The organism is Miltoncostaea oceani, assembly GCF_018141545.1.
GTDB lineage: Bacteria > Actinomycetota > Thermoleophilia > Miltoncostaeales > Miltoncostaeaceae > Miltoncostaea > Miltoncostaea oceani.
Genome location: NZ_CP064356.1, coordinates 136266 through 156774, shown reverse-complemented (window position 1 = coordinate 156774; position 20509 = coordinate 136266). Strand labels below are relative to the sequence as shown.

Here is a 20509-nt window from a genome sequence, read left to right as displayed (position 1 = left end):
GCGTGGCGATCCCCGACCGGGCGGGGCGCTTCGGCGCCCCGCTCGGCATCGGCGTCGCCGTCATCTACATGAGCGTGATCGTGCTGATCCCGTTCGCCGCCCTGATCCAGGGCTCGTTCGACAACGGCCTCGACGGCTTCTGGCGCACCGTCACCAACGAGCGCGCCCTGACCTCGCTGAAGCTCACCGTCGGCGTGTCGCTCGTCGTCGTCGCGATCAACGCCGTCATGGGCACCGTCATCGCCTGGGTGCTCGTCCGCGACCGGTTCCCCGGCAAGGCCATCGTCAACGCCCTCATCGACCTCCCGTTCGCGCTGCCGACCATCGTCGCCGGAGTGACCCTCCTCGCCATCTACGGGCCGGACAGCCCCGTCGGCGTGAACCTCGCGTTCACCCGCGCCGGCGTCTGCGTCGCCCTGCTGCTGGTGACCCTCCCGTTCGTCGTCCGCGCGGTCCAACCGGTCCTCATCGAGATCGACCGCGAGATGGAGGAGGCGGCCGCGTCGCTCGGCGCGACGCCGACCACCATCTTCCGCAGGATCATCCTCCCGAACCTCGTGCCCGCCATCCTCGGCGGCGTCGGCCTCGCGTTCGCGCGCGCCCTCGGCGAGTTCGGGTCGCTGGTGCTGATCGCCGGGACCCTCGACACGAAGGTGTCCTCGCTCTACATCATCGAGCTGATCGAGGGCGACCGGCCGGGCTCCGCCGCCGCGATCTCCGTGACGCTGCTGGCGATCTCGCTCGCGTCGCTGCTGCTGCTGTCCGCCGCCGAGCGGTGGGGGTCGCGCCATGCCCGTTAGCCCCCCCGTCGCCTCGCGCGCCAGCCGGATCGGCCTCCGCACGATCGCGCTCGCCTACCTCTTCGTCCTGCTGATGGCGCCGCTCGGCCTCGTCTTCTACCGCGCGTTCGAGAACGGCTTCGGGCCGTTCTGGGAGGCCGTCACGACCGACGCCGCCCTCAACGCCCTGAAGCTGACGATCATCATCACCGCGATCGCCGTCCCGCTGAACGCGGTCTTCGGCGTCATGGCCGCCCTGATCCTGGTGCGCCGGCGGGTCCCCGCCCGGCCGCTGGTGAGCGCGCTGATCGACCTGCCGCTGGCGCTGTCGCCCGTGGTCGTCGGCCTCTGCATCATCCTCGTCTGGGGCCCGGAGGACTGGCTCGGCCAGTTCGCCGCCGATGCCGGCGTCCAGGTGATCTTCGCCCTCCCCGGGATGGTGCTGGCGACGGTCTTCGTCTGCCTCCCCTTCGTGGTCCGCGAGGTCGTGCCGGTGCTGCGCGAGGTCGGGACCGAGCAGGAGGAGGCCGCCTCGACGCTCGGCGCCACCGCCCCGCAGACCTTCTGGCGCATCACCCTCCCCGCGATCCGATGGGGCGTGATCTACGGGGTCGTCCTAACGACGGCCCGGGCCCTCGGCGAGTACGGCGCCGTCGCGGTCGTCTCGAGCCGGGTCTCCGGCCAGAGCGAGACGATGACGCTCTTCGTGAAGCAGCAGTACGACCAGCTCGGCAGCGACGCCCAGATCGGCGCCTACGGGGCGTCGGTGGTGCTGCTGATCCTCGCGATCACGGTGGTGCTGCTCATGAACCTGCTCAACCGAAAGGGAGGTGGTTCGCGTGGCGATCACCGTTAGAGGCGTGAACAAGGCGTTCGGCGACTACCAGGCGCTGGACGACGTCAGCCTCGCGGTCCCCGGTGGGTCGCTCACGGCGCTCCTCGGTCCCTCGGGGTCCGGCAAGTCGACCCTGCTGCGGGTGATCGCGGGCCTCGAGCAGCCCGACTCGGGCACCGTCGAGATCTCCGGTGAGGACGCGACGGACGTGCCGGTCCGCAAGCGCGGCGTCGGCTTCGTGTTCCAGCACTACGCCGCCTTCAAGCACATGACGGTGCGGGACAACATCGGGTTCGGCCTGCGGATCCGCAAGCGGGGCAAGGGCGAGACGCGCGACCGCGTCGACGAGCTCCTGTCGCTGGTGCAGCTCGACGGCATGGCCGATCGCTACCCCAACCAGCTCTCCGGCGGCCAGCGGCAGCGCATGGCCCTCGCCCGGGCCCTCGCGGTCGAGCCGAAGGTGCTGCTGCTCGACGAGCCGTTCGGCGCCCTCGACGCCCGGGTCCGCAAGGAGCTGCGCAGCTGGCTGCGGCGCCTGCACGAGGAGGTCCACCAGACCACGGTCCTCGTCACCCACGACCAGGAGGAGGCCATGGAGGTGGCCGACACCATCGCGGTGATGGACCAGGGCCGCATCCAGCAGGTCGGCACGCCGCGGGAGATCTACGAGAACCCCGTCAACGAGTTCGTGATGACGTTCGTCGGCCCGACGACGCGCATGGGCGAGGCGTTCGTCCGGCCGCACGACATCGAGCTGCGCGCCGAGTCGAACGGGGTCACGTCCCCCGCGACCGTGGAGCGCCTCGTGCACCTCGGCTTCGAGGTGCGCGTCGAGCTGGAGCGCGAGGACGGCGAGAAGCTCTCGGCACAGGTCACCCGCGACGTCGCCGACGAGCTCGGCCTCGAGCCGGGGTCGTCGATCTTCGTGCGCCCCACCCGCGAGCGCCTCTTCACGGAGACCGGCGCCGGCATCTGACCGGCCGCGACCCGGCGGGGCGACCCGCCGGGCCGCGGCCGTCACCAGGGCATGATGCGCCCGTCCCGGAAGAGCCCGCCCGTCGGGCCGTCGTCGGGCAGCGTCGCCGCCCACGCCACCGACGCGGCGCCCTCGGGGACGGGGCGGGCGCCCATCTCCTCCATCCCCGGCGAGGTTGCCGTCAGCCCGGGGCAGACGGCGTTGACGAGCACGCCCGTCCCGGCGAGCTCGGCGGCCATCTGGGTCGTCAGCGCGTTGAGGGCGGCCTTCGACACGCCGTAGGACACCGCGGCGCCGCCGTGCGCGCCGAGCCCCGAGATGGGGTCGGCCCGGGTGCCGGCCCCGCTCGAGACGTTCACCACCCGCGGCGACGGGCTCTCGCGCAGCAGCGGCAGCAGCGCCTGGGTGACGCGCCAGGCGCCGAACAGGTTGACCTCCATCAGCTCCCGGGCGCCGTCGAGGTCGGCCGCCGACGGCGTCTCGTCCCACGGGGCGAAGGACGCCGCGTTGTTGACGAGCACGTCCAGGCGCCCCGGGTCGTCCCGCACCGCCGCGGCGGCGGCCGCGACGCCGGCGGGGTCGGTCACGTCCAAGGCGAGCGGGCGCACGTCGAGCCCGTCCCCCGCGAGCACCGCGGCGGCCTCCGCGGCGCGGTCGCCGTCCCGGGCGCTCAGCAGCACGGTCATCCCCTCCGAGGCCAGCGCACGGCAGACCTCCCGGCCGATCCCCCTCGCCCCACCCGTCACCAGGGCCACACGCGCGTCCGTCACGGCTCCACCTCCGGCTCGACCCCCGGGTTGTTCCCCGGGGGGCCGCGGCCCGCACCTCAGCCGCCGCCCTCGCCGTCGAAGAGCGCGGTCGACAGGTACCGCTCGCCGGTGTCGCAGAGGAGGGTGACGACGGTGCGACCCGCGTTCTCCGGCCGCGCCGCGACCCGCCGGGCCGCCCACACGTTCGCACCGGCGCTGATGCCGGCGAGGATCCCCTCCTCGCGGGCGAGGCGCCGGGCGGTCGCGACGGCGTCCCGGTCGGTGCAGGTGAGCACCTCGTCGTACGCCGAGGTGTCGAGCACCCCCGGCACGAAGCCGGCGCCGATCCCCTGGATCCGGTGGGGGCCGCCGATCCCGCGGGACAGCATCGGCGACGCCTCCGGCTCGACGGCGACGGCGCGGAAACCGGGGCGCCGCTCACGCAGCACCTCCGCGACACCGGTGATCGACCCACCCGTCCCCACACCCGCCACCAGCACATCCACCTCACCACCGGTGTCCGCCCAGATCTCCTCCGCCGTCGTCCGACGGTGGACCTCCGGGTTCGCCGGGTTCTGGAACTGCTGGGGCACGAACGCACCCTCGGTCTGCGCCGCGATCTCCTCCGCCCGCGCGATCGCCCCCCGCATCCCCTCCGCACCCGGCGTCAACACCAACTCCGCCCCATACGCCCGCAACAGGGTCCGCCGCTCCAGGCTCATCGTCTCCGGCATCGTCAGGACGCACCGATACCCCTTCGCCGCACACACGAAGGCGAGGGCGATCCCCGTGTTCCCCGACGTCGGCTCCACCACCACACTGCGCCCCGGGACGAGGCGCCCGTCGGCCTCGGCCGCCTCGATCATCGCCAGGCCGATGCGGTCCTTCACCGACCCCGCCGGGTTCATCGACTCGAGCTTGCCGAGGATCGTCGCCCCCGTCCCCTCCGCCATCCGCCCCAGGCGCACCAACGGGGTGCGCCCGATCAGGTCCGTGATGGAGTCGGCGATCCGGGCGGCCGGGGCCGCGGTCGCCACGGCCCCGGCCGCCGGCGCGCTCACGCGGGCGTGACCTCCTGCAGGGTGCCGCTCTCCACGTGGTAGACGAAGCCGCGCACGTTGTCCCGCCGCGGGATGAACGGACTGGACGTGATCCGGGCGATCGACGCGCGGACGTCCTGCTCCACGTCGGGGAACGCCTCGGCGGCCCACGAGGGCTTGTGGCCGACCTCCTCCTGGATGCCGTTGCGGAAGTCGTCGTCCGTGAACGTCAGCATCCCGCAGTCGGTGTGGTGGAGCAGGACGATCTCCTCCGTGCCGAGGAGGCGCTGGGAGATGGCGAGGGACCGGATCGCGTCCTCCGTGACGACGCCCCCCGCATTGCGGATGACGTGACCGTCGCCCTCGGCGAGGCCGAGGACCTTCTGCGGGTCGAGGCGGGCGTCCATGCACGCGACGACGGCGACCTTCCGGGCCGGGGGCATGGGCAGGTCGCCCTTGTCGAAGCCCTCCGCGTAGCCCCTCGCGTTCTGCAGCAGCTCGTCGGTGACGCTCATGCCGTGGGTCCCTTCGTCGTGGTCGGCCGCCGGCGGGCGCCGGTCGGGGTGGTCCGGGTCGTGGTGGTCAGTCGTCGGCGCGCAGCTCGTGGGTCGCGGGGACGCTCTCGCGCTCCAGCGCCCCGTCCTCGGCCACGGCGTAGACGCCGAGGCGCCGCAGCGGCGGCGAGTAGGCGTGGATCGACACGGCCGGGGTGTCGCCGACGCCGTGCACGCGGTGGACGTGGGAGGGCGGGAACGCGACGGCCTGGCCGCGGCGCAGGCGCCGCCGGATCGTGGTGCCGAGGCCGAGGCGCTCCTCGACGAGCTCCCCCCGGACGACGGCGAACGCGCCGCGCGAGACGTCGTGGTCGTGGAAGCCGGTGTCGTGGCCCTCGCCGTTCCAGCAGATCAGCCAGATCTCGACCCGCTCGTCGCGCCACAGCACCTCGAAGACCCGCTCGCGGGGGTCGTGGCGGACGCGCTCGGCCCAGAGGCCGGGGGCCGCCGCGAGCCCCTCCACCAGCGAGCGGAGCCCGTCCTCGGTGAGCGGCGCGTCGACCGCCGGTGCGGCGGCGAGGGCGGGGTTCGGGGTCATGCGGGGACCTCCCGGGGGGCGAGGAGCCGCGCGCCGTTGCGGGCACGGGCGAGGACGAGGGGATCGCGGGCGTCCAGGGGCGGGGCGACGACGGGGCGGTCGGAGCCGTGGACGAGGGCGTCGGCGCCGACGACGGCGGCCATCGCCGCGATCGCCGCCGGCCCGTACGACGAGGTGTCGTAGGTCGTGAGCGGGTCGCGGGCGTCGGCGTCGGCGCCGCGCGAGCCGAGGCGCTCCGCCTGCAGCGGGGCGAGGCCCGCGAGCATCGCGAAGCAGACCCGCAGGCGCGGATGCGCCGGGCGGACCCAGGCGCGGACGGCGAGCCACGCCGCCTGCATCTGGGAGACGTAGGAGGTGAGCGCCGGCCACCAGGCCGGGAGGCCCGGCCCCGTAGCGGAGGGGGACGGAGCCCACGGGGCCGGGCCCGGGTGGACGAGGAGGGGGGCGTCGCGCCCCTCCAGCGTCGCGAGGAGCGGGGCGCAGCGCTCCACCCCGTCGGGGCCCGAGAGGGCGCCGGCGGGCAGCACGAGGCCGGCCATGCCGGCGTCGAGCGCGTCCGCGAGGGCCCACGGGTCGGGTGCGGCGAGGCCGGCGGACGCCCACGCGCGCAGCGCGCGGGGCAGGTCGCGGACGCCGTCGTGGTACGCGGCGATCAGCGCCTCGGCGTCGCCGGCGGGGAGGGCCTCGATGCCGAGCGGGCTCGAGAGGGCGACGAGCGCGAGGTCGAGGCCGTCGGACTCCACGAGCGCCGCCCGGCGGACGGGGTCGTGGTCGGCGGCGTCCACCGGCCACTCGGGTTCGCCCGCGATGCGGAGCGTCCACCCGCCCCGCCGGTCGGCGCGCAGCAGGGGCGCGCTCCGGCGGCGGGCCAGTGCCGCGAGGAGCGGCTCCGGCCACAGGTGCTGGTGGACGTCGATGCCCCCGCTCACGCCGCCCTCCGCGACGTGGAGAGGGGGCGCGCGGGGATCCCACCCACCCGCGCGCCGTCCGGTACGTCGTCGATGACCACGGCGCCCGCGGCGACCACGGCGCCGGTGCCGACGGTGCGGCCCTGCAGCACGATCGCGCCGGTCCCGACGTGGGCGCCGGCGCCGATGGTGACGCCCCCCGCGATGCGGGATCCCGAGGCGACGTGCGCGCACGCGCCGACGTGGACGTCGTGGCCGACGACGGCGCCGGCGTTGACGAGGGCGTCCTCGTCGAGCAGCGCCTCGGCCCCGACCACGGCGCCGGCCATCACCTGTGCGCCGCCGCACAGCACGGCCGAGACGGCGACGCTGGCGCTGCGGTGCACGATGGCGGGCAGGCGGAAGCCGGCGTCGCGCAGCAGCGCCGCCGCGGTCCGCCGGGGTGCGGGGTCGCCGACGCCCCCGAGCCCGACGAAGGCGTGCTCGACCCCGGACGCGCGGAGCGTCGCGATCCCGTCCCCGCCGATCACCGGGCAGCCCAGCACCTCCGTGCCTCGCAGGGCCGGGTCGGCGTCGAGGAGGGCCACCACGTGGAAGCGGTGGACCGACCGGACGGCCTCGACGGCGCACTTGGCGTGCCCGCCCGCGCCGAGGCCGGCGATGGGCGTCGCCCCCTCGGTGCGGCCGGGGAGGGGCGTGGCGATGCGGCCGCGGCGGTGCCGCGGGGTGGGCGGTGGGGAGATCACTCCGTCACTCCTCCGTCGGACAGGGCGGGGGTGGCGCGGTCGGTCGGTGGTCCGTCTGGGCGCGTGTGCGACGGGGTGGATGGCCGTCCCCGTTCCCGTTGCATCAGCGCTTCTTATCTATCGCATAAGCAACGCTACCACAACAGCGCGGCGGTCCCACGCACGTGGGTGCACGCGGCGGCAGGCCGGGCGGCGGGGGTGCGCATCGACGGCCGGCCCGGACGGGGCCCGCCGGAGCGCTACGGGGCGGGCAGCTCCTCGACCTCGGGCAGCACGCCGCGCACCCCGGAGACGTCCAGGAGGCGCTGCACGGCCTCGGACGGCCGGTAGATCGTCACCGGCGGGGCGCCCTCCCGGGCGCGCTCGTTCGCGGCGAGCAGGGAGCCCAGCCCGCGGCTGTCCATGAAGGTGACCCCGTGCAGGTCGATGTACACGGGACCCGCGCCCCGCTGGGCGTCGGTCAGCTCTCGTGACACATCAGGCAGGGCGAGCGCGTCCAGCACTCCCACGACGCGCACGACGGTCGCGTCGCCCCGAGCCTCGACGCGCACCTCGACGTGCTCCGCGGCCATGGCGGGGGACACTATCAGCCGGTGCGGGAGGGACCGTCCCGCTAGGCTGCCGACGACCCGAGCGACGACGGAGAGTGGAGATGAAGGGCCTGCCCGTCTGGATCCTGGCCACGTTGGTGGCTCTGACCGTACTGCTGCTGATCATCGGCTGGCACGACCGCCACGAGGCCGGCTACCTGCCGTTCATCATGGGCATCGTCTTCGCGTTCTTCTCGCTCGCCTCGATCGGGGCGAAGGCCCGCGGGGACGAGGACTGACCGACCGTCAGGACGCGCCCGCCTCCACGGCGGGCGCGTCGGCGGGCAGCGCGCCGGCGGCCGCGAGCCGCTCGAGCGCCGCCACGGCCTCGGGCCAGAACTGGGTCCGGGTCCAGTCCCGGACCTCCGCGAGCGCCTCCTCCCGGGTGAGCGCCGCCGAGTAGACCCGGTCGGAGGTCATGACGTCCCAGGCGTCGGCCAGGCCGAGGATCCGCGCGCCGTCGGGGATCTCCTCGCCGCGCAGCCGGTCGGGGTACCCGCCGCCGCCCCACCGCTCGTGGTGCCCGCGCACCCAGCGGACCTGCTCGTCGGTCATCACGTCGCGGAGCATCTCCGCGCCGATCGCGGCGTGGGTCCGCACCGTCGCGGTCTCCGACTGGGTGAGGCGGCCGGGCTTCAGCAGGATCGCCTCGGGGATGGCGATCTTGCCGACGTCGTGGACGAGCCCGGCGTCGCGGAGGGCCGCGGCGCGCTCGGCCCGCCAGCCGAGGGCCGTCGCGATCGCGACGGAGAGGTCGGCGACCCGCTCGGAGTGGCCGAGGATCGCGGGGTCCTTCGCCTCGACGGCGCGGGCGAGCACGCGGATGCTCTGCAGCGTCTGGCGCCGGCCGAGCCGCGCCGCCTGCTCGGCGTCGGACAGGACCTCCACCACCTCCGGCGAGTAGAGGAACACGACGTCGCGTCCGTGGTGCTTCGACCAGTAGAGGGCGCCGTCGGCGAAGCGGTACAGCTCGCCGGGGTCGCGGGCGTGCGCGACGTCGCAGACGCCCGCCGAGATCGTGACGTGCCCGACGCGCGGGAAGGGCGTCGCGGCGATCGCCTCGCGCACGCGCTCCGCCGCCTGCCAGGCCTCCATCCCCGTCGTCTCGGGCATGAGCCACGCGAACTCCTCGCCGCCGACGCGGGCGATGGTGTCCCCGTCGCGGATGCCGGCGCGCAGGCGCGCGGCGGCCTCGGTCAGCACGTCGTCCCCGGCCTGGTGGCCGTGCTCGTCGTTGACCCGCTTGAAGTGGTCGAGGTCGATCAGCGCGAGCGCGACGGGCCGCCCGTGGCGTCTGGCGCGCTCCATCTCGCGGCCGAGGGCCTCCTGGAAGGCGCGGTGGTTCGCGAGGCCGGTGAGCGCGTCGGTCGTCGCCTGCTCCCGCAGCTGGGCGCGGGCGGAGTGGCTGGTGACGGCGAGGGCGACGAGGCCGGCGAACCGGCGCAGCACCTCGGCGGCGTCGTCGGGGACGCCACGGACCGACAGCGTCGCCACCCCGACGGCGCCCCACACCGCCCCGCCGACCACGACGGGCGCGGCGGCGGAGACCCGGGCGCGGTCGCCGTCGGGGGCGGGGATGACGCGCGTCGTCCGCGCGGGGTGGCCGGTGTCGCGGACGGCGGCGGTCGCGCCGGCGCGGTCCATCCGCATGCGGCCGGAGGGGACGGCCGCCCACGAGGCGACGACGTCGAGCCGCCCGCCGTCGAAGCGCGTGACGGCCGCGGCGTCGGACCCGAGGAGGCCCCCCACCTCGGCGGCGGCGCGGGCCAGCACCGCGGCGAGGTCCTCGTCGCCGGCGATGGCCTCCGCGACGCGCCGCAGGCGTTCCTGCGCCGCGCGGGCACGCCGCAGCTCGGCGCCGCCCTCGACGAGCCGCCCACGGGTCGTCGCGATCGCCTCGGTCATCGTGTCGAAGGCGCGTCCCACCTCGCCCACCTCGTCGGCGCGTGTCCACCCGAGTCGGGCGCCGAGGTCGCCGGCCGCGACACGGCGGGTCGCCTCGGTCAGCCGGCGGAGGGGCCGCAGCAGCATCCGCGAGAGCACCAGCAGCACGAGCGCGACGAGCAGCGCCCCGATGCCGCCGGCGGCGAGCGCCAGGCGGCGGGTGCGGGCGACGACCTCGGCGTGGCGGGGCGCGAAGTCGATCCGCAGGGCGAGCACGGCGCGGACGGGTGCGCCGGGTGCCCCGAGCGGTGCGCTGTATGCGGCGAGGTCGGCGCCGCCGCCGCGCTCGCGGCGGTAGTACGGGCGCCCCGTGGCGAACACGGAGACGTCGTCGAGGGGCAGGGCGCGGCCGATGACGGCGCGGTCGGTCGTCACGAGCCGCACCGGAACGCCGTCGGACAGGCGGTAGATGGTGGCCTCGCGCAGCTCGGGGCTGGTCGCCGCGAGCGTCTCGATCCGCGCGAGGAGGACGCTCGGCGTGTCGAGGGTCGCGTCGTCGTAGGTCGCGTCGATCGCCTTCGCGATCGCGACGGCCTCGGCGCGGGCGGCCTCCTCGTACGCCGACGAGAGCTGTGCGGCGGACGACCAGATCAGGGCCGCCGCGAACGCCGCCATCGCCGCGAGGACGATGGCGCCGACGCGGGCGCGCACGCCGGCACGCCACGGCCGGGCGGCCTCTTCGGGGGGAGGGCTCACCCAGGGTGGATCGACCGGACCGGGCACGGGTCTGAGCGCGGGGGGTCCGACCCTGGCCGACGGGCGATGTGACCGGGGGGTCGTGACCGGCCATGATGCGGCGGTGCCGAACCCCTCCCCCTCCCCGTCCCCGCCGCCGGTCGACCGCGACGAGCCGCTGCGTCGCGACGTGCGGCTGCTCGGCGACCTGCTGGGGCGCGTGCTCGTGGAGCAGGGCGGGCCGGAGCTGCTGGAGGTCGAGGAGCGCCTGCGCCTGCTGAACCGGCGCCTGCGCGCCGACCCCGACGGGCCCGGGGTCGCGGAGCTGGAGCGCGAGGTCGACGACATCGTCGCGGCACTCGACGTCAGCTCCGAGACCGGGGTGATCCGCGCGTTCTCGATCTACTTCCAGCTCGTCAACGCCGCCGAGCAGCACCACCGCGTCCGCCGCCGCCGCGCCCGCGACGAGGAACGCGAGCGCGAGGGCCGCGCCCAGCCGGAGAGCCTCGCCGCGGCGATCGCGGGGATGGTCCGCGACGGCGTCGACGGCGACCGGGTGCAGCGGGTGCTCGACCGGATGGGCGTCGAGCTCGTCGCGACCGCACACCCCACCGAGATCACCCGCCAGAACGTGCTCGACAAGCACATCCTCGTCGACCGCTGCCTCGACGAGCTCGAGTCGTCGCGGTCGCCGCGCGAGCGCCGCGAGATCCACGAGCGCCTGCTCGAGGCGATCACGATCCTGTGGCAGACCGACGCGATGCGCGCGGAGAAGCCGCGGGTGATCGACGAGGTCCGGCGGGTGCTGTTCTTCTTCGAGCACATCCTGGTCGACGCGGCCGTGTCGGTGCACGAGGAGTTCGCCCACCTGCTGGCCGAGGCGTACCCCGGGGTGCGGCTGCCGCCGGTGGTGCTGTCGTTCGGCTCCTGGGCGGGCGGCGACCAGGACGGCAACCCCGACTGCACCCCCGACCTGATCCCCGCGGCCCTCGCCCGTCACCGCGACGCGGCGGTGCGGAGCCTCCGCGAGCGGGTGCGCGCGCTCGCCGCGGAGCTGGCGATCTCGCAGCGCATGGTGGGCGTCAGCGACGACCTGCTCGCGTCGATCGACGCCGACGCGGCGCGGATGCCGGGCGTCGCCCCGACGATCGCGGCCCGCAACCCGGGGGAGCCGTACCGCCGCAAGCTGTCGTTCGTGTGGGAGCGCCTCGACCCCGCCGGCGAGCTGCCGTACGACGACCCGGCCCAGATGCTCGCCGACCTCGACGTCGTCCACCGGTCCCTCGTGGAGCACCGCGGCGAGCGGATCGCCCGGCGCGGCCTGACCCGGTTGCGCCGCCAGGTCGAGATGTTCGGGTTCCACATGGCGCGCCTCGACGTCCGCCAGCACTCGTCGCGCATGCGCGAGGCCGCCGACGCCCTCGCGGGGCCCCGCGAGGCGATGACGCCCGCGGCGGCCGAGGTCGTCGCGACCTTCGCCCGCCTGCGGGAGGCCATCGCCACGCACGGGCCGCGCGCGGCGGGCACGGTGATCGTGAGCTTCACCCACGAGGCGGAGGACCTGCTCGCCCCGCTCGCCCTGGCGCGGGACGCCGGCCTCGTGCGCGACCTGCCGGGCGGCGGCATCGCGTCGGACGTCGACCTGGTCCCCCTCTTCGAGACCCTCGACGACCTGCGGCGCGCTCCGGCGATGGTGCGGACGCTGCTCGGCACGCCCGGGTACCGCCGCAACGTCGAGGCGCGCGGCGACCGGCAGATCGTGATGGTCGGCTACTCCGACTCCAACAAGGACGGCGGCTACCTCGGCGCGAACTGGGAGCTCTTCCTCGCCCAGGAGCGGATCGCCGACGCCTGCCGCCTCGACGGCGTCGACCTGACGCTCTTCCACGGCCGCGGCGGCACCGCCAGCCGCGGCGGCGGGTCGACGTACGCCGCCGTCCTCGGCGGGCCGGCGGGCACCCTCGACGGCCGGATCCGGATCACCGAGCAGGGCGAGTCGTTGTCGTTCAAGTACGGCCTGCCGCCGGTCGCGGAGCGCAACCTCGACTCCGTCCTCTCCGCGGTGCTGGAGCGGACGCTGCAGGAGGACGCCGGCGCCGGCTACTCGGGGCGCAAGAACGTCTGGGACGAGGCGGCGGCGGAGATGGCGGAGGCCTCGACCGCCGCGTACCGGCGCCTCGTCTACGAGGACCCGGGCTTCATCCCGTACTTCGCCGAGGCCAGCCCGATCCGGGAGCTCAGCCTGCTCACGATCGGGTCGCGGCCGACGCGCCGCCCCGGCGGCGACGGCGACGACCCGTCGGGGCTGCGGGTCGAGGACCTCCGCGCCATCCCGTGGGTCTTCGCGTGGACCCAGAACCGCCACCTGCTCCCCTCCTGGTACGGGGTCGGCACGGCGCTGGAGGGGTTCACGTCGCGGTACCGCGGGGGGCTCGCCGTGCTGCGGGAGATGTACGCCGACTGGCCGTGGTGGCGGGCCCTCGTCGACACGTGCCACATGACCGTCGGCAAGGCCGACATGCGCGTCGCGGGCCTCTACGCCCGCCTCGTCCGCGACGACGTCCTCCGCGACCGGATGTTCGGGACCGTGACCGCCGAGTACCGCCGGGCCGCCGACGGGCTGCTGGCGGTCGTCGACCGCGAGCGCCTCCTCGACGACAAGCCCTTCCTGCAGACGTCGATCCGGCTGCGGAACCCGTACGTCGACCCGCTCCACGCGATCCAGGTGCGCCTGCTCCGCCAGATCCGCGACGAACGCGACCCGGCGGCGCGCGCCGCCCTGGAGCACCCGTTGCTGCTCACGATCAGCGGCATCGCCGCGGGGCTCCGCAACACGGGCTGAGCGCGGGCGGGCGGACGGGGGGCCTCGTCTACGATCCGCGCATGCCCACCGACCCGTACGGACCCAGCGACCCGGCGAAGCGCCACAGCGCCGCCATGACCGACGGCCCCGACCGCGCCCCCGCGCGGGCGATGCTGAAGGGGACCGGCTTCACCGACGAGGACCTCGCCCGGCCGATCATCGGCGTCGCGACGACGTGGATCGAGACGATGCCGTGCAACCTCAACCAGCGCGAGCTGGCGGTGCACGTGAAGCGGGGCGTGCGCGCCGCCGGCGGGACGCCGATGGAGCTCAACACGATCGCCGTGTCCGACGGGGTCTCGATGGGGACCGAGGGCATGCGCGCGTCGCTGGTGTCGCGGGAGGTGATCGCCGACTCGATCGAGGTCGCCGCCCGCGGCCACTCGTTCGACGGGATCGTCTGCCTGGTGGGGTGCGACAAGACGATCCCGGCCGCGGTGATGGCGCTCGCGCGTCTCGACATCCCCGGGCTCGTCCTCTACAACGGCTCGATCGCGCCGGGCCGGTACAAGGGCCGCGACGTCACCGTCCAGCAGGTCTTCGAGGTCGTCGGCGCGTACGCCGCCGGGAAGGTGACCGCCGAGGAGGTCCACGCGCTCGAGAGCGTCGCCTGCCCCGGCGCGGGCGCGTGCGGGGGCCAGTTCACCGCGAACACGATGTCGATGGCGCTCGACATCCTCGGCATCAGCCCCGCAGGCCTGAACGGGGTGCCGGCGCTGCACCCCGACAAGGAGGCCGCCGCGGTCGCCGCCGGCGAGCTCGCGATGCGGCTCGTGCGCGACGACGTGCGCCCCTCCCACATCATCACCCGGCGGTCGATCGAGAACGCCATCGCCGGCGTCGCCGCGAGCGGGGGCTCCACCAACGGGGTCCTGCACCTGCTCGCGATCGCCTGGGAGCTCGGGATCCCCCTCGGGATCGACGACTTCGACACCATCGCCGAGCGCACCCCGATCGTCGCGAGCCTGACGCCCGGCGGCCGGTTCGTGGCGACCGACCTGCACGCGGCGGGCGGGGTCGCCCTCGTCACGCGCGAGCTGACCCGGGCCGGCCTCGTCGACGGCGACGCCCTCAACGTCGACGGGCGCACCCTGACGGAGATCGCCGACGCCGCGGAGGAGACCCCCGGCCAGGAGGTCGTCGTCCCGTTCGAGCGGCCCCTGTCCGCCACCGGCGGGCTCGCGATCCTGCGCGGCAACCTCTCCCCGGACGGCTGCGTCGTGAAGCTCGCCGGCCACGAGCGGCGCCTCCACGTCGGCCCCGCTCGCGTCTTCGACTCGGAGGAGCAGGCGTTCGCGGCGGTGAAGGCCCGCGCGATCCAGCCGGGCGACATGGTGATCATCCGCTACGAGGGGCCCGTCGGCGGCCCCGGCATGCGGGAGATGCTCCACGTCACCGCCGCCCTCGTCGGCGAGGGCATCGGCGACGAGGTCGCGCTGATCACCGACGGGCGCTTCTCGGGGGCGACGCACGGCCTGATGGTCGGGCACGTCACGCCGGAGGCGGCCCTCGGCGGCCCCCTGGCGGCGGTGCGCGACGGCGACACCGTGGTGCTCGACGTCGACGCCCGCCAGCTGCGGCTCGACGTGCCGGACGACGAGATCGCGGCCCGCATGGCCGACTGGACCCCGCCCCCGCCGCGCTACACCCGGGGCGTGCTCGCGAAGTACGCGAGCCTGGTCTCCTCGGCGTCCGAGGGCGCCGTCACCAAGCCGACGCTGTGACGCGGTGACCACGCCGGCGGGCCACCCCCGCCTGGACCTCATGGACTGGAAGCGCCGCGTCCTCGCGCTCTACGCGGCGGCGCGGGAGGCGGGGGACGACCCCGCGGGGTGCGCGGCGTTCCGCGCCGGCCGCGACGCCCTGTTCACCGGCCACCCGCAGTCGCCGCTGCCGCCCGCCGCCCGGGTGGAGGTGACGGGGGTGCCGTGGTTCCCCCACGACCCCGCGATGCGGGTGACGGCGCACCTCGAAGCCGACGGCGAGGGGGCGCCCCTGGTCATCCCCACGAGCACCGGCGAGCCGACCCGGTTCACCCGCATCGGCACCGTCCGCCCGCGCCTGCCCGGCGGCGAGGTGGCGCTCTCGGTGTTCTGGCTGGAGGGGTACGGGGGCGGCCTGTTCCTGCCGTTCCGCGACGCCCACCCGGAGACGTACGGCGGCGGGCGCTACCTGCTCGACACGGTGAAGGGCGCCGACCTCGGCGCGACGCGCGACGGCGCGCTGGTGCTGGACTTCAACTACGCCTACAACCCGTCGTGCAGCTACGACCCGCGCTGGAGCTGCCCCCTCGCGCCGCCGGAGAACCGGCTCGGCGTCGCCGTCGCGGCCGGCGAGCGGATGCGCGCCTGGTACTGATCAGCGGCGCCGCCGGCGCGTCACGGGGCGGGGCTTCGCGGCGGGACGCGCCCGGCCGCCCGGCGTGGACGGGACCGCGGCGGCCCGGGGTGGCGCGGTGGCCGTCGTCCGCGTCGCCGCGGGGTCGGGCGGGTCGTCGTCGGTCTCCGGCCCACGGCGGCGGCGGTCCCACACGAAGACGGCGACCGCCCCGAGGAACAGGACCAGCGCGACGTAGAAGTTGAGGCGCTGACCGAGGAACTCGTTCGACGGGTCGACGCGCAGCTGCTCCCAGAAGATCCGCCCGAGCGAGTAGACCGCGACGTAGAGGCAGAACACCCCGGGCGGGCGGATCCGGAACCGCCGCCCGGCCCAGATGATCAGCGCCGCGCCCGCGAAGTTCCACAGCATCTCGTAGAGGAACGTGGGGTGGAACGTCTCGGTCAGCGCGTACGCGTCGGGCCGACGGGACGGGTCGACCTCGAGGGCCCACGGCAGATCGCTCGGCCCGCCGAAGAGCTCCTGGTTGAAGTAGTTGCCGAGGCGGCCGATGCCCTGCGCGATGAGGATCCCGGGGGCGGCGGCGTCCATCATCTCCAACACGCTCGCGCCGCGGCGGTGGGTGACCCAGGCGCCGGCGAGCACGCCGAACAGCACGCCGCCCCAGATGCCGAGGCCGCCCTCCCAGATCGCGAACGGCGCGTACCACTCGTCGCCGAGCTGGTCGTAGCTCGTGACCACGTGGTAGAGCCGGCCGCCGATGAGGCCGGCGAGCACGGACCAGAGGGTGACCTCGAAGATCAGGTCGGGGTCGCCGCCGCGGGCGGTCCACCGCCGGAGGCTGACCCAGGCGGCGACGGCGATCCCCGCGAGGAGGCAGAGGGCGTAGAGGCGGATCTCGAACGGCCCGAGCTCGAGCTGCCGGATCCCCGGCGCCGGGATGCTCGCGATGGCGGTGGCGGCCCCGGTCACGGCCGCGATCGTAGTCGACCGCGGCGGCGGGTCGAGGGCGCCGGTCCCGCCGCGTTTATGGTAAGAGTTCTCACTTCCGTTTTCCGTGTCCCGCCCGAGGAGCGTCCGTGCCGCCCGTCCCCACCCCCCGCCGCCGCATGCGCGCGGTCGCCGTGCTCGCCACCGCCCTGACCCTCGGAGCCGTCGTGGCGGGCTGCTCCGACGACGACGCCGCGGGCGGGCGTCCCACCGTCGTCGTCACCACCACGGTCCTCGGCGCGGTCGTCCAGGACCTCGTCGGCGACGCCGCCGAGGTACGCGTCCTGATGCCGAACGGCGCCGACCCCCACGACTTCCAGCCCAGCGCGAAGGACGTCGGGGCCCTCGAGGACGCCGACCTCGTCGTCGAGAACGGCCTCGACCTGGAGGAGGGGCTCGAGGACGCCCTCGGGCGGGTCCGCGACGGCGGCACTCCCGTGTTCACCGCCACCGACCACGTGACCCTCCGCGCCATCGGTGAGGGGGAGCACGCCGAGGAGGAGCACGCCGGGGAGGAGCACGCCGAGGACGGGGAGGAGCACGGGCACGGACCCGAGGACCCCCACATCTGGATGGACCCCCTCGCGATGCGCGACGTCGTGACCGCCCTCGCCCCCGTGCTGCAGGACGACCTCGGGCTCGACCTCACGACCCGGGCCGCGGACGCCGAGGCCGGCCTCACCGCCCTCGACGCCGAGGTGCGGGACACGCTCGCGGACATCCCGCCCGCGCGGCGGCTCCTCGTCACCGGCCACGAGTCGATGGGCTACTTCGCCGACCGGTACGACTTCCGGCTCGTCGGCGCGCTGATCCCGTCCCTCAGCTCCCAGGCCCAGGTGTCGGCGTCGAACCTGGCGGCGCTGCGGGCCCAGGTCGAGGCGCTCGACGTCCCCGCGGTGTTCACCGAGGCCGGCACCCCCGACGGGGTCGCCGAGGCGATCGGCGACCAGACCGGCGCGCGCGTGGCCGAGATCGGCACCCACGCGCTCCCCGGGGACGGGTCGTACGCCACGTTCCTGCGCGAGGCGGCCGCCGCCGTGGACGCCGGCCTGGCACCGTAGGGACCGACGTGGGCCCCCTCCTCGACCCGTTCCTCGACAACGACTTCATGCTCCGGGCCCTGGTGGCCGGGTGCCTGGTCGCGCTCGCCTGCGCGGTCGTCGGGACGTTCGTGGTGCTGCGGGGGCTGGCCTTCATCGGCGACGCCCTCGCCCACGGGGTGTTGCCGGGGATCGCGGGGGCGCTGCTGCTGGGCCTGCCGGGGATCGCGGGGGCGCTCGTCGGCGCCGTCGTGATGATCGGCGGCGTCGACCTGGTGCGGCGCACCACCCGGCTGTCCGGGGACACCGCGATCGGCCTGCTGTTCGTGGGGATGCTCGCCCTCGGCGTGGTGATCGTCTCGCGGTCGGACTCGTTCACGGGGGACCTGACGCGGATCCTCTTCGGGGAGGTCCTCGGCATCACGTGGGGCGACATCCTCGTGCAGCTCGGTGCGACCGTCGCCGTGGGCGTCGTCGCCGTCGTCTGCGCCCGGCCGTTCCTGATGCTCGCGTTCGACGCCGGGCAGACACGCGTCGCCGGGTTCCGCGCCGGGCTCTACGAGTGGCTGATGCTGGGGATGGTCGCGGTGACGGTGGTCGTCTCGTTCCAGACCGTCGGCACGCTGCTCGTGTTCGGGATGCTCGTCGCCCCGCCCGCGACGGCGGCGCTGTTCGCACGGCGCATCGGCGCGATGATGCTCGGGGCGGGCCTGATCGGCACGGCGAGCGTCGTCACGGGCCTGCTGCTGTCGTACCACCACGACCTCGCCGCGGGCGCCGCGATCGTGCTCGTCGAGGTCGCCGTGTTCTTCGCCGCCCTCGTCGCGCGGTCGGTGCGCCGGCCGGCCCCCCGGGCGGTCCCGGCGTGAGCGCCCTCGACGCGCGCGACCTGGCCGTCGGCTACGACGGGCGGCCCGTGGTCGCGGACGTGTCCCTCGACCTCGCCCCCGGCGGCATGCTCGCGGTGCTCGGCACGAACGGCTCCGGCAAGTCGACCCTCGTGAAGACGATCGTCGGCCTGCTCCCGCCCGTCGGCGGCTCCCTGCACGTGCTTGGCGGCCCGCCCGGGGCCGCGCCCCGGCGCGTCGCCTACCTCGGGCAGGTCCAGGCGTCCGGCTTCGCCCTGCCGATCCGGGCCCGCGACGTCGTGATGATGGGGCGGTTCGCGGAGCGGCGCCTGCGCGGACGGATCACCCGCGACGACCGGGCCCTCGTGGACACGAGCATGGAGCGCATGGGGGCCTCCCACCTCGCCGACGAACCGCTCGGGGACCTCTCCGGCGGGCAGCGCCAGCGCGTGCACATCGCCCAGGCCCTCGCGTGGCGGGCCGACCTGATCGTGCTCGACGAGCCCACCTCCGGCCTGGACGTGGCGGGGCGCGAGCTGCTGCTCGCGGCGCTCGTCCAGGAGCGGGCCCGGGGGGCGGCGGTGGTGATGTGCACCCACGACATCCGCGACGCGGCGGCGGCGGACCGGGCGCTGCTGCTCGCCGGCCGGGTCGTGGCGGAGGGGCCCCCGGCGCAGGCGCTCACCCGGGACGCGCTGATGGAGACGTTCGGCCTCGTCCTCGGCGAGCTGCCGGACGGCGGCCAGCTCGTCATGGACCCGGTGCACCGGCATGGTCACGACGGGCACGATCATCCCCATTGAGCGACACGCGACGCAGCGCGTCCCGCCCCGACCCGATGCCCTGGGGATCGGCGACCGGTGGGTCCCCGACGGCCTCCGCGTCGAGGAGGGCGCGCTGGCGCTCCAGGGCCGCCCGGCGCTCCGGCGGGGCGATCGCGAGCAGGTCGTCGACCGCCGCGGCCAGGCGGCGGGGCACCTGCGGCGACGTGCGGCCGGCCTCCCGGATCTCGTCGAAGGCGAGGCGCACGTAGCCGTCCCAGTCCATCACCGGCATCACGAAGCGCACGACGCCGTCCGCGTCGCGGTACCGGCCGTCGGGGAACGGCCGGTGGACGAGCTGGCGCAGGCAGTCGTGCAGCCGGTCGAGGGCCTGCACCGCCGTGGTGGGGTCGAGGAAGGGCTCCGACAGCCCGCGCTCCGCGATGTCGACCAGCATCCGCATGCCGTACGCGAGGTCCTGGTTCATGGTCCGCTCGGGTCCGAGCTGCACGTGGTCGACCGCGTCCGGGTCGAGCGGGGCGTCGGGCGGGTCCACGCGCAGGAGGGGGGCGCCGGCGGGGGCGAAGTCCCCGAGCGCCGGCACGAGCTCGACGGTGCACCCGGCGTCGCGGGCCGCCGCGACGAGGCGCGGGTGGTCGATGTGGAACACGACCCCGGAGCGGGCGGCGGGGACCGTGCCGGGCGCCGGCCGGTGGGCGGGCTCCGCGCCGGAGGGGTACTGCGCGTCGACGAGGTCCCGCATCTCGCTGCCGACGAGCTCGATCAGCGCCGCGACGCGCAGCGACTGCCCGAGGTGGTGCACGTAGAAGACCAGCAGGATGATGCTGGCGATCACCAGCACGAAGGCCATCACGATGGCGATGCCGGGGACGCTGCCCCCCTCGGGGCCGTCGAACGTGACCTCGCGCATCGTGAGCATGGCGTGGGCGAACGTGCCGACGAAGACGCCGATCGCCACCTGGCTCGTCGTGTCCTGGAGGATCGTCCGCACGATCCGCGGCGAGAACTGCCCCATCGCGAGCTGGACGACGACCATCGTGATCGTCAGGACGAGGGCCGCGAGGGTGACCATCGAGGTCGCGACGGCGCTGAGGATGAAGAGGGCCGCGTCCGGGCCACCGGTCAGGCTCTGCGGCAGGAACCCCGGGCCGAGGAGGCGGTCGAGCGCGATCGTGCCGAGCGACAGGCCGACGCCCGCGATGACGCACAGGGCGGGGACGAGCCAGAGGCTCGAGCGGACCTGGTGGGCGAGACGGAAGCCGGGCACCGGCCAGCGCTCCCCCGCCGCCGTCCCGCCGAAACCCGGGGACGCCGG

Annotated in this window: 20 protein-coding genes; 10 read left to right on the top strand and 10 right to left on the bottom strand. The window is 75.3% G+C overall.

From position 1 onward, the window contains the following. The first annotated feature begins 2 nt into the window (after window positions 1–2). The 3 genes from cysT to IU369_RS00735 are packed head-to-tail and all read left to right on the top strand — an operon-like array spanning window position 3 to window position 2590. Window positions 3–800, top strand: a complete 798-nt coding sequence (cysT, locus tag IU369_RS00745; RefSeq protein ID WP_217922651.1) for a sulfate ABC transporter permease subunit CysT — start codon at window positions 3–5, stop codon at window positions 798–800. Then, window positions 790–1635, top strand: coding sequence for a sulfate ABC transporter permease (locus tag IU369_RS00740; RefSeq protein ID WP_217922650.1), 846 nt, complete (start codon window positions 790–792; stop codon window positions 1633–1635). Before cysT ends, IU369_RS00740 begins: the two co-directional genes overlap by 11 nt. Then, a complete protein-coding gene (locus IU369_RS00735) occupies window positions 1610–2590 on the top strand; it encodes a sulfate/molybdate ABC transporter ATP-binding protein (RefSeq protein ID WP_343233184.1) in 981 nt (326 codons plus the stop codon). Before IU369_RS00740 ends, IU369_RS00735 begins: the two co-directional genes overlap by 26 nt. A gap of 41 nt (window positions 2591–2631) precedes the next feature. Here IU369_RS00735 and IU369_RS00730 read toward each other — a convergent pair whose 3' ends face one another. From IU369_RS00730 to IU369_RS00700, 7 genes are all read right to left on the bottom strand, one after another. Then, the gene (locus IU369_RS00730; protein ID WP_217922648.1) at window positions 2632–3360 is read right to left on the bottom strand and encodes an SDR family NAD(P)-dependent oxidoreductase; all 729 of its coding nucleotides are present in this window, start codon (window positions 3358–3360) and stop codon (window positions 2632–2634) included. Window positions 3361–3416: 56 nt separating this feature from the next. Beyond that, entirely contained in the window at window positions 3417–4400 is a 984-nt protein-coding gene (cysK, locus tag IU369_RS00725; protein ID WP_281426201.1) for a cysteine synthase A, read from the bottom strand. Next, window positions 4397–4894 (bottom strand): beta-class carbonic anhydrase, encoded by a 498-nt coding sequence (locus tag IU369_RS00720; protein ID WP_217922647.1) that lies wholly within the window; start codon window positions 4892–4894, stop codon window positions 4397–4399. The genes cysK and IU369_RS00720 overlap by 4 nt, the downstream gene beginning before the upstream one ends. Before the next feature lie 67 nt (window positions 4895–4961). Then, on the bottom strand, window positions 4962–5471 hold the full coding sequence (locus IU369_RS00715) for a cysteine dioxygenase (RefSeq protein ID WP_217922646.1): 510 nt from the start codon (window positions 5469–5471) through the stop codon (window positions 4962–4964). Continuing rightward, window positions 5468–6400: an amidohydrolase family protein gene (locus IU369_RS00710; RefSeq protein WP_217922645.1), complete on the bottom strand. Its 933-nt coding sequence runs from the start codon at window positions 6398–6400 to the stop codon at window positions 5468–5470. The genes IU369_RS00715 and IU369_RS00710 overlap by 4 nt, the downstream gene beginning before the upstream one ends. Further along, entirely contained in the window at window positions 6397–7125 is a 729-nt protein-coding gene (locus IU369_RS00705; protein WP_217922644.1) for an acetyltransferase, read from the bottom strand. The genes IU369_RS00710 and IU369_RS00705 overlap by 4 nt, the downstream gene beginning before the upstream one ends. 239 nt (window positions 7126–7364) lie before the next feature. Further along, complete coding sequence (locus tag IU369_RS00700; RefSeq protein ID WP_217922643.1) at window positions 7365–7697, bottom strand: STAS domain-containing protein; 333 nt, start codon at window positions 7695–7697, stop codon at window positions 7365–7367. A gap of 116 nt (window positions 7698–7813) precedes the next feature. On the opposite strand from IU369_RS00700, the gene IU369_RS00695 reads away from it, so the two are divergent. Continuing rightward, window positions 7814–7954, top strand: coding sequence for a hypothetical protein (locus tag IU369_RS00695; RefSeq protein WP_217922642.1), 141 nt, complete (start codon window positions 7814–7816; stop codon window positions 7952–7954). A 7-nt stretch (window positions 7955–7961) separates the two neighbouring features. Here IU369_RS00695 and IU369_RS00690 read toward each other — a convergent pair whose 3' ends face one another. After that, window positions 7962–10355: a diguanylate cyclase gene (locus IU369_RS00690; RefSeq protein WP_217922641.1), complete on the bottom strand. Its 2394-nt coding sequence runs from the start codon at window positions 10353–10355 to the stop codon at window positions 7962–7964. 103 nt (window positions 10356–10458) lie between these two features. Here IU369_RS00690 and IU369_RS00685 point away from each other — a divergent pair, with 103 nt between their 5' ends. From IU369_RS00685 to IU369_RS00675, 3 genes are read left to right on the top strand one after another with little or no spacing between them, the layout of a single operon-like run. Then, window positions 10459–13176 (top strand): phosphoenolpyruvate carboxylase, encoded by a 2718-nt coding sequence (locus tag IU369_RS00685; protein WP_217922640.1) that lies wholly within the window; start codon window positions 10459–10461, stop codon window positions 13174–13176. Between the two features lie 41 nt (window positions 13177–13217). Further along, a complete protein-coding gene (gene ilvD / locus IU369_RS00680) occupies window positions 13218–14921 on the top strand; it encodes a dihydroxy-acid dehydratase (RefSeq protein ID WP_217922639.1) in 1704 nt (567 codons plus the stop codon). A gap of 4 nt (window positions 14922–14925) precedes the next feature. Then, the gene (locus IU369_RS00675) at window positions 14926–15555 is read left to right on the top strand and encodes a DUF1684 domain-containing protein (protein WP_217922638.1); all 630 of its coding nucleotides are present in this window, start codon (window positions 14926–14928) and stop codon (window positions 15553–15555) included. Here IU369_RS00675 and lgt read toward each other — a convergent pair whose 3' ends face one another. After that, entirely contained in the window at window positions 15556–16506 is a 951-nt protein-coding gene (gene lgt / locus IU369_RS00670; protein WP_217922637.1) for a prolipoprotein diacylglyceryl transferase, read from the bottom strand. 107 nt (window positions 16507–16613) lie between these two features. On the opposite strand from lgt, the gene IU369_RS00665 reads away from it, so the two are divergent. From IU369_RS00665 to IU369_RS00655, 3 genes are read left to right on the top strand one after another with little or no spacing between them, the layout of a single operon-like run. Further along, on the top strand, window positions 16614–17585 hold the full coding sequence (locus IU369_RS00665) for a metal ABC transporter substrate-binding protein (protein ID WP_217922636.1): 972 nt from the start codon (window positions 16614–16616) through the stop codon (window positions 17583–17585). Between the two features lie 8 nt (window positions 17586–17593). Next, complete coding sequence (locus IU369_RS00660) at window positions 17594–18433, top strand: metal ABC transporter permease (protein WP_217922635.1); 840 nt, start codon at window positions 17594–17596, stop codon at window positions 18431–18433. After that, the gene (locus tag IU369_RS00655; protein WP_217922634.1) at window positions 18430–19215 is read left to right on the top strand and encodes a metal ABC transporter ATP-binding protein; all 786 of its coding nucleotides are present in this window, start codon (window positions 18430–18432) and stop codon (window positions 19213–19215) included. Before IU369_RS00660 ends, IU369_RS00655 begins: the two co-directional genes overlap by 4 nt. Here IU369_RS00655 and IU369_RS00650 read toward each other — a convergent pair. Beyond that, window positions 19163–20461: a DUF2254 domain-containing protein gene (locus IU369_RS00650; RefSeq protein ID WP_217922633.1), complete on the bottom strand. Its 1299-nt coding sequence runs from the start codon at window positions 20459–20461 to the stop codon at window positions 19163–19165. The two genes, IU369_RS00655 and IU369_RS00650, sit on opposite strands and share 53 nt — an antisense overlap. Between the last annotated feature and the right edge of the window lie 48 nt (window positions 20462–20509).